The organism is Eubacterium uniforme (assembly GCF_900167115.1).
In the GTDB taxonomy this organism is placed as follows: domain Bacteria; phylum Bacillota; class Clostridia; order Lachnospirales; family Lachnospiraceae; genus Eubacterium_S; species Eubacterium_S uniforme.
Genome location: NZ_FUXZ01000004.1, coordinates 285,866 through 295,542 on the forward strand (window position 1 = coordinate 285,866; position 9,677 = coordinate 295,542).

General features: G+C 31.8%; 7 protein-coding genes, 1 tRNA gene and 1 rRNA gene. All 9 read left to right on the forward strand.

Translation table 11 applies throughout. From position 1 onward, the window contains the following. Positions 1-116 precede the first annotated feature (116 nt). Positions 117-326: an RNA-binding S4 domain-containing protein gene (locus B5D16_RS04180; RefSeq protein WP_078765713.1), complete on the forward strand. Its 210-nt coding sequence runs from the start codon at positions 117-119 to the stop codon at positions 324-326. A 100-nt stretch (positions 327-426) separates the two neighbouring features. Further along, positions 427-1,518, forward strand: a complete 1,092-nt coding sequence (gene recF / locus B5D16_RS04185; protein WP_078765714.1) for a DNA replication/repair protein RecF — start codon at positions 427-429, stop codon at positions 1,516-1,518. Positions 1,519-1,552: 34 nt separating this feature from the next. Further along, positions 1,553-3,493, forward strand: coding sequence for a DNA topoisomerase (ATP-hydrolyzing) subunit B (gene gyrB, locus B5D16_RS04190; RefSeq protein WP_078765731.1), 1,941 nt, complete (start codon positions 1,553-1,555; stop codon positions 3,491-3,493). 316 nt (positions 3,494-3,809) lie between these two features. Continuing rightward, on the forward strand, positions 3,810-6,341 hold the full coding sequence (gyrA, locus tag B5D16_RS04195) for a DNA gyrase subunit A (protein ID WP_078765715.1): 2,532 nt from the start codon (positions 3,810-3,812) through the stop codon (positions 6,339-6,341). Positions 6,342-6,451: 110 nt separating this feature from the next. Next, positions 6,452-7,294, forward strand: a complete 843-nt coding sequence (locus tag B5D16_RS04200) for a fumarate hydratase (RefSeq protein WP_078765716.1) — start codon at positions 6,452-6,454, stop codon at positions 7,292-7,294. Positions 7,295-7,342: 48 nt separating this feature from the next. Continuing rightward, on the forward strand, positions 7,343-7,882 hold the full coding sequence (locus B5D16_RS04205) for a Fe-S-containing hydro-lyase (protein WP_078765717.1): 540 nt from the start codon (positions 7,343-7,345) through the stop codon (positions 7,880-7,882). Position 7,883: 1 nt separating this feature from the next. After that, complete coding sequence (locus B5D16_RS04210; protein ID WP_078765718.1) at positions 7,884-8,537, forward strand: HAD family hydrolase; 654 nt, start codon at positions 7,884-7,886, stop codon at positions 8,535-8,537. A 281-nt stretch (positions 8,538-8,818) separates the two neighbouring features. Next, positions 8,819-8,906, forward strand: a tRNA-Ser gene (locus B5D16_RS04215). A 361-nt stretch (positions 8,907-9,267) separates the two neighbouring features. After that, positions 9,268-9,677, forward strand: a 16S ribosomal RNA gene (locus B5D16_RS04220); the annotation flags it as partial.

A 9,677-nucleotide genomic window follows, 5' to 3' on the forward strand; every position in this document is an offset into this window, starting at 1 on the left:
ATTTATTAAAATATCAATTAATATTAATAATAAATTAAAAATAAGTAAAAAAATAATATAAAAGATAATAGATAATAGATAAAAAGGTTTATATTATTTTTAAATTAGGAATATATATGCAAGAGATAAAATTAAGAGAAGATTATATTAAACTTGGACAGGCACTTAAAGCTTGTGGATTAGTTTCTTCAGGAATAGAAGCTAAGATTGTTATTCAAGATGGTGAAGTAAAAGTTAATGGTGAAGTTGATACCAGAAGAGGTAAAAAACTTGTAGATGGTGACATTGTAGAATTTAATGGAGAAACAATAAAAGTAATAAAATAATATATTATATTAAGTATTTTTATATTATATTGAATTATTAATTCATTATGTAGTATTAAAAATTTATTAATTCTTATTTTATGTTTTATTGAAATTATATATGTTTATTGAAAAATTAGAACTTAAGAATTACAGGAATTATGAATCACTTGATATTGATTTAAGTAATAATGTTAATATTTTCTTTGGGGATAATGCTCAGGGAAAAACTAATATATTAGAATCAATTTATTTATGTGCAACTGCTTCTTCACATAGAGGAAGTAAGGATAAGGACATTATAAAATTTGAAAGTGATGAAGCTCATATAAAGTTATTTACAAAAAAAAGAGAAATGTCTTATAGAATAGACATGCATCTTAAAAAAAATAAAGCAAAAGGAATTGCTATTAATGGTGTTCCTGTAAAAAGAATAAGTGAAGTTTTTGGAATATTAAATGTTATTTTATTTTCTCCAGAAGATTTATCTATTATTAAAGATGGTCCATCAAAAAGAAGAAAGTTTCTAGATGTGGAACTTTGTCAGATTGATAAGATTTATCTTAATAATTTAATAAATTATAATAAGATTTTGAACCAAAGAAATAAGGTTTTAAAAGATTATGAAAAAGTGAATAATGTGGATACAATGCTTGATGTTTTAGATGAACAGTTGATAACTTATGCTAAAGAAATAATTAAGAGAAGAAAAGAATTCATTAAAGAACTTAATAGTATTGTATTTAATATTCATTCTAAAATTTCTGATAACAGAGAAAAAATAAATATAGTTTATAAACCTAACATTGATGAAAGAATAGAAGATATGTATCTAATTAATAGAGATACTGATAAAAGATATAGAACAACTTCTATTGGTCCTCATAGAGATGATATGGTATTTATGAATGATAAAGAAGATATTAGAGTTTATGGTAGTCAGGGACAGCAGCGTACAGTTGCTCTTTCACTTAAACTTGCAGAAATAGAATTAGTAAAAAATAGAATAGGTGATAATCCTATTTTATTACTTGATGATGTATTATCTGAACTTGATGATAAAAGACAACATCATCTTATTGATTCATTAAAGAATGTACAAACTCTTATTACATGTACAGGTGTTAATGATTTCGTTAGTAAACAAGCAGGTAAAAATAAAATATTTAAAGTTATAAATGGAACTGTTGATGAAAGGAGTTTCAATGAGTAATAAAGAAGAAATATTAGAGAATGGAAAAGAAGATATGAATAATGCAAATAAAGCCAGTGATTATGGTGCAGATCAGATTCAGATTCTTGAAGGTCTTGAAGCTGTTAGAAGAAGACCTGGTATGTATATTGGATCTACTTCTTCAAGAGGTCTTCATCATCTTGTTTATGAAATTGTTGATAATTCAGTAGATGAAGCACTTGCAGGATTTTGTAGTAAGATTGTTGTTACAATTAATAAAGATAATTCAATTACAGTTAAGGATGATGGTAGAGGAATACCGGTTGATATTAATGAAAAGGCTGGAATACCAGCAGTTGAAGTAGTATTTACTATTCTTCATGCCGGCGGAAAGTTTGGTGGTGGAGGATATAAGGTATCAGGTGGTCTTCATGGTGTAGGTGCATCAGTTGTAAATGCTCTTTCAAAAAGTCTTACTGTAAGAGTAAAAAGAAATGGAAAGATTCATGAACAGACTTATGAATATGGAAATGCTACCAAAAAGCTCGAAGTAGTTGGTACATGTGAAGAATCAGATACAGGAACAGAAGTAACATTTGTTCCAGATGAAACTATTTTTGAAGAAACAGTTTATGATTTTGATATCTTAAGAAGAAGACTTCGTGAGACTGCCTTTTTAACAAAGGGTCTTAAGATTGTTCTTATAGATGATAGAGGTGAAGAACCTGTAAAGAAGAAATTCCATTATGAAGGTGGTATTAACGAATTTGTTAAATACCTCAATAAGGGAAGAAAAGGTTTATATGAAGAACCTATTTATTGCGAAGGTAAAGTAGGTGAAGGTGAACATGAAGTTTATGTTGAAGTTTCAATTCAGCATAATGATGGATATAACGAAAATATTTTAAGTTTCGTTAATAACATTAATACTCCTGATGGTGGTACTCATGTTGAAGGTTTTAGAAGATCACTTGCTAGAACTTTAAATAAATATGCCAGAGAGAAGAAAATCTTAAAAGATAAAGATGAAAATTTTGCTGGTGAAGATTTTAGAGAAGGTCTTACAGCAGTTATTTCAATTAAGATACAGGAACCTCAGTTTGAAGGTCAGACTAAGCAGAAACTTGGTAATAGTGAAGCTAGAGGAGCAGTTGATAGTATTGTAAGTGAAAACCTTACATATTTCCTTGAACAGAATCCTAATGAAGCTAAGGATATTTGTAGAAAGGCTGCAGTTGCTAGGGAAGCTAGAATTAAAGCTAGACAGGCTAGAGAAACAACAAGAAAGAATGCTCTTTCAATTTCAGCTCTTCCTGGTAAGCTTGCTGATTGTTCAGATAAGGATCCAAAGAAGTGTGAAATATTTATAGTCGAAGGTGATTCTGCCGGAGGATCTGCTAAGAAAGCAAGAGTTCGTGCAACACAGGCTATTCTTCCACTTAGAGGAAAAATCTTAAATGTAGAAAAAGCTAGAATTGATAAAATATTTGATAATGCTGAAATTCAAACTATGATTACAGCATTTGGTACAGGTATATCTGATGATTTTGATATTTCAAAATTAAGATACGATAAGATTATTATTATGACTGATGCCGATGTTGATGGTGCTCATATTGATACTCTTATGCTTACATTCTTTTATAGATATATGCCAGAACTTATTAAGCAGGGTCATGTTTACCTTGCTATGCCACCATTATATCAGTTAACAAGAAACAAAAAAGTTTATTATGCATATAGTGATGATGAACTTAATCAGATTATTTCAGAAGTTGGTAGAGATAATCAGAATAAGATTCAGCGATATAAAGGTCTTGGTGAAATGGATGCAAGTCAGCTTTGGGAGACAACTATGGATCCTGAAACAAGAATCCTTAAAAAAGTAGTTGTTGATGAAGAGTTTATTGAAGAAGTTGATGAAACATTCTCTGTATTAATGGGTGATGAAGTAGAACCAAGAAGAGAATTTATCGAAGCAAATGCTAAGTTTGTTCAGAATTTGGATATATAACGCAGATGAAATAAAATAATCATCTGCTTGAAGAATGATTATTTTATTTAAGATGCTAACAACCATGAGGAAGGAGGACGATAGTCCGGATTCCGAATGGTTGTAGAATTACGAGAAAAACGAAGTTTTGGAGTAATTCGTTATATATACTTTGAAAGAAAAGAATAATGAATTACGAGAGAAGAGAAGCTTCGTAGTAATTCGTTATATATACTTTGAAAGAAAAGAATAACGAATTACGAGAGAAGAGAAGCTTCGTAGTAATTCGTTATATAATTTGAAAGAAGAAAAGAATACAACCAGTTTAGGAGAACTTATGGAAGAGAATATTTTTGATAGAATAAGAGACGTTGATTTAAAACAAACCATGGAAACATCTTATATTGATTATGCCATGAGTGTTATAGCATCACGTGCATTACCAGATGTTAGAGATGGTTTAAAACCAGTTCAAAGAAGAATTTTATATTCTATGGTTGAACTTAATAATGGACCAGATAAGCCACATAGAAAGTGTGCGCGTATCGTTGGTGATACAATGGGTAAATTCCATCCACATGGTGATAGCTCTATTTATGGTGCTTTAGTTAATATGGCTCAGGATTGGAATATGAGATGTACACTTGTTGATGGACATGGTAACTTTGGATCTGAAGATGGAGATGGTGCAGCTGCCATGCGTTATACTGAGGCAAGACTTAGTAAAATCTCAATGGAAATGGTTGCTGACATTAATAAGGATACAGTTGAATTTGTTCCTAACTTTGATGATACTGAAAAAGAACCTACAGTACTTCCAGCTAGATTTCCTAATTTATTAGTTAATGGTACTAGTGGTATTGCCGTAGGTATGGCTACTAATATTCCGCCTCACAATTTAGGTGAAAGTATTGATGCTATTGTAAAAATCATTGATAATAAAGTTTTTGAAGATAGAGATACTTCTATTGAAGAAGTAATGGAAATTGTTAAAGGACCAGATTATCCAACTGGTGGTGTTATTTTAGGTAGACGTGGAATTGAAGAAGCATATAGAACAGGTAGGGGTAAGATTATTACTCGTGCTGTTACAGAAATAGAAACTCTTGATAATGGTAAAAACAGAATTATTATTACTGAACTTCCATATATGGTAAATAAGGCAAAGCTTGTTGAAAAGATTGCTTTACTTCATAAGGAAAAAAGAGTTGATGGTATTACAGATCTTCGTGATGAATCAGATCAGGAAGGTACAAGAGTAGTTGTAGAACTTAGAAGAGATGTTAATGCTAATGTAGTATTAAATCAGTTATTTAAGCATACACAGATGCAGGATACATTTGGTGTAATCATGCTTGCTTTAGTTAATGGTGAACCAAAGGTATTAAATCTTTTACAACTTTTAACAGAATATCTTGAACATCAAAAAGATGTTGTTACTAGAAGAACAAGATTTGAACTTAATAAAGCTGAAGAAAGAGCTCACATTATTAAGGGCTTATTAATCGCACTTGATAATATTGAAGAAGTAATTAAAATTATTAGAGGTAGTCATACAACAGCTGAGTCAATTAATACTTTAATTGAAAGATTTGGTCTTGATGAAGTTCAGGCTAGAGCTATTGTTGATATGAGACTTCGTCAGTTAACAGGTTTAGCTAGAGAAGAACTTGAAGCAGAATATGCTGAACTTTTAGAAAAGATTGCATACTATAAAGGTATTCTTGAAGATGAAAAGAAATTACTTGGAGTTATCAAAGAAGAAATCTTAATAGTTAAAGAAAAATTTGCTGATGAAAGAAGAACTGAAATTGGTATTGATTATTCTGACTTAACTAATGAAGATTTAATTCCAAATGTGGATACAATCATCTCAATGACTAAACTTGGTTATATTAAGCGTATGACTGTGGATAACTTCCAGAGTCAGAACCGTGGCGGTAAGGGTATAAAGGGTATGTCTACAATTAATGATGACTATATTACTGAACTCTTTATGACAACAACTCATAGTGAGATTATGTTCTTTACTAATTTCGGTAGAGCTTATAAGATTAAGGGTTATGAGATTCCAGAAGCTAGTAGAATAAGTAGAGGTACAGCTATTGTAAATATTATTCAGCTTATGCCTGATGAAAAAGTTTCTGCTGTTATCCCGCTTGATGGTATTAAATTAGGTGATGATAATAAAGATACTTATTTCGTAATGGCTACTAAGAATGGTACTATTAAGAAAACTGCTGTGAATGCATTTGCTAATATTAGAAAGTCGGGTATCATCGCTATTGATTTAAGAGATGATGATAGACTTATTGATGTTAAAATTACAGATAATACAGATAAAATTATGCTTTACACATATGAAGGTAAATCTATTATGTTTGATGAAAATGATATCAGAATTACAGGTAGATCTTCTATGGGTGTAAGAGGTATGAAACTTTCAGATGGTGATAAAGTTATTGCCATGACTAAGACAAGTGAATCTGATCAGGTTATTATTGTAAGTGAAAAAGGTTATGGTAAGAGAACCTTAACTTCTGAATTTAGACTTCAGTCAAGAGGCGGAAAGGGTATTAAGGCTTATAATATTTCAGAAAAGACTGGTAATATAGCCGGCGTAGTTTCCGTTTCTGAGGATGATGAATTATTAATGATTAATTCAGCAGGTACTATGATTAGAATTCGTGTAAATGAGGTTTCTTTACTTAAGAGAGTTACTTCAGGTGTTAAGATGATTAGAATTGATGATGGAATTAAGGTTGCAAGTATTGCAAAGGTTAAGGAAGAGATGTCATCTAATTCTAATGAAGAAGGTAATGAAGAACAGGCTGAAGGTGAAAGTGTAAATACAGAAACAGAAGAGTAAAATTTATGGAGGTTGCAAAAGTTAAGTTTATTTTTGCAACCTTCATTTTGAGTAAAATGTAGAAATATGATAGATGCAAAATTATTGAAAGGAGCATTTGCTAATAATATATGAGAACAATTAATACTGATGATATTATAAAAAATATAAAAGAGATGTGTATAGAAGCAAATCATTTCTATTCTGATGATATGAAGAGAGTATTTGCTGATGCATGTAAGAAGGAAACTAGCGAAGTAGGAAGTGGTATCTTTAAGCAACTAGAAGAGAATCTTAAAATAGCTGGTGAGGATATGATTCCTATATGTCAGGATACAGGTATGGCTGTTGTTTTTCTTGAGATAGGTCAGGATGTACACATTGAAGGAATGAATTTAAGAGATGCAGTTAATGAAGGTGTTAGACAGGGATATGTGGATGGATATCTTCGTAAGTCTGTAGTTAATGACCCAATTATTAGAGAGAACACAAAGGATAATACTCCTGCAATTATTCATACGGACATTGTACCTGGTGATAAATTAAAGATTATAATTGCACCTAAGGGATTTGGTAGTGAAAACATGAGTAAGCAGTTTATGCTTAAACCTGCAGATGGTATTGAAGGCGTTAAGGAAGCAATTATTTCTACAGTTAAGAATGCTGGACCAAATGCTTGTCCTCCATTTGTTGTAGGTGTTGGTATAGGTGGAACATTTGAATACAGTGCTATTTTATCTAAGAAGGCTTTAACAAGAGCAGCAGATTCTCATTCAGATATACCATATGTTAAAGAGTTAGAAGAAGAAATGCTTGAAAAGATTAATGCATTAGGAATTGGACCAGCAGGCCTTGGTGGTTCTATGACAGCACTTGCAGTTAATATAGAAACATATCCAACACATATCGCAGGATTACCAGTAGCAATTAATATGTGTTGTCATGTAAATAGACATGCAAGCAGGGTGTTATAGGATAATTATATTGTATAAAAAATTATATTAGTAAAAAGGAATATAGATATGGAAGTAAAGTTAAGTACGCCTTTAACAAAGGATAAGATAAAAGATTTAAAAGCAGGTGACTTTGTATATATTACAGGAACAATTTATACTGCAAGAGATGCTGCACATAAAAGAATGTTTGAAGCAGTTGGTAATGGAGAAAGTTTACCACTTGATTTAAAAGACGAAGTTATTTATTATATGGGACCATCTCCAGCTAGAGAGGGACGTGTAATAGGTTCAGCCGGACCAACTACAGCTAGTCGTATGGATAAATATGCACCAACATTTCTTGATATGGGACAAAGTGCAATGATTGGTAAGGGTAAGAGAAGTGAAGCTGTTCATGAAGCTATTGTTAGAAATGGTGCAGTGTATTTTGCAGCAATAGGTGGAGCAGGTGCATTGTTATCTAAAAAAATAAAGGCAAGTGAAGTTATTGCGTATGATGATTTAGGAACAGAAGCTATTAGAAAGTTAACAGTGGAAGATTTTCCAGTTATTGTAGTTATTGATAGTACAGGAAGAGATTTATACGAGGAAGTAGGAACAAAGTAAAATGGTTAAGGCAATTTTTATAGACTATACTGGAACAATGGTTAGAGAGGATGATCCATATTCAAAAGAATTAATTGGATACATTTTAAAAAATAGTGATTTTAAAAGTCCAGCTGAATTATTAAAAATAGTTTGGGAGCAAATAAAAAGTGCAGAAGCAGAAAGTGTTGGAGTAAAATTTATAAAGAACATTGAAAAAATTAATAAAGTCATAGATTATTGTAAAAAGAATTATGGCCTAAAGGCAGATGAAAATTATATTAGGGATATTTGGCAGAAGGTTTGGATAAAGGCTCCTTTATATGATGATGTGAAACCATTTTTTGATAATAGTACTCTACCTATATATATAATATCTAATGATGATATGTATTATTTAGAAGAATCAATGAAAGAAAAAAACCTAAATCCAACAGGAATAATATCAGCAGATATGGTAAAGGCATGTAAACCTCATATACAAATATTTAAAAAAGCATTAGAAGTAGCAGGTGTAGAAGCACAAGAAGCGATATTTATAGGGGATTCAATAATATCCGATATTGAACCAGCTAAACAAATAGGTATGAACCCTGTTTTAATATGTCGAAAAGAAGAAGAGGTACATGAAGGTATTTGTTGCATAAAAACATTAGATGAACTAGTGTTAGAATAATAGTTTTTATAATAATATGTAAATTAAAGAAAAACATAAAATACAAATAAGATAGTATAAGAATAAAACCACTATATATAGGTAAAAAATTACCATATATTGTGGTTTTATTTCTATTAAAAAAAAAGCTAAAAAAACTTAAAAAAATCAATTGACAAAAGGATATCAATTTAGTATAATACACCTTGCGCGTTAGAGAGAAGCGCAAGACTTAATAATAAGAAGTAATTCTTATATATACTACTTGGTAAAGATTTACGAAAGTAAATTAAAGGAAGCCTGGAGAAGTACTCAAGTGGCTGAAGAGGCGCCCCTGCTAAGGGTGTAGGTCGTTTGCGCGGCGCGAGGGTTCAAATCCCTCCTTCTCCGTTTAATGATTGTAAAAGTTATAAATGAGACGTAAATTTTGAATCCTGGGTGGACCAGAAGAATTCAATTTAGCTAGTTTTTAACTATGATTTTTACATGAAATTAGCACTAAAAAAACTTTTTAAAAAAACTTAAAAAAGTTGTTGACAAAAAGAAATGAAAGTGCTATACTAAACAGGCTGTCGCTGATGAGGCGAAAGCAAAGAAAACAAAGAACATTGATAATTAAACAGTAAACCATCCCTGAAAATTTTAAGAGAAAAATTTTTAGTGAGAATCATCAAAGTTTACTTTGGTGACGTACAAAACAACAGTAGATGGACAAAGGATAGCTAACGTTATTCTGAATCGATCAAAAACTTTTAACGAGAGTTTGATCCTGGCTCAGGATGAACGCTGGCGGCGTGCTTAACACATGCAAGTCGAACGAAGCACTTTATTTGAAACCTTCGGGTAGATTATTCTGTGACTTAGTGGCGGACGGGTGAGTAACGCGTGGGTAACCTGCCTCATACACCGGGATAACAGTTGGAAACGGCTGCTAATACCGGATAAGCATACAGTACCGCATGGTACAGTGTGAAAAACTCAGGTGGTATGAGATGGACCCGCGTCTGATTAGCTAGTTGGTAAGGTAACGGCTTACCAAGGCGACGATCAGTAGCCGACTTGAGAGAGTGATCGGCCACATTGGGACTGAGACACGGCCCAAACTCCTACGGGAGGCAGCAGTGGGGAATATTGCACAATGGGGGGAACCCTGATGCAGCG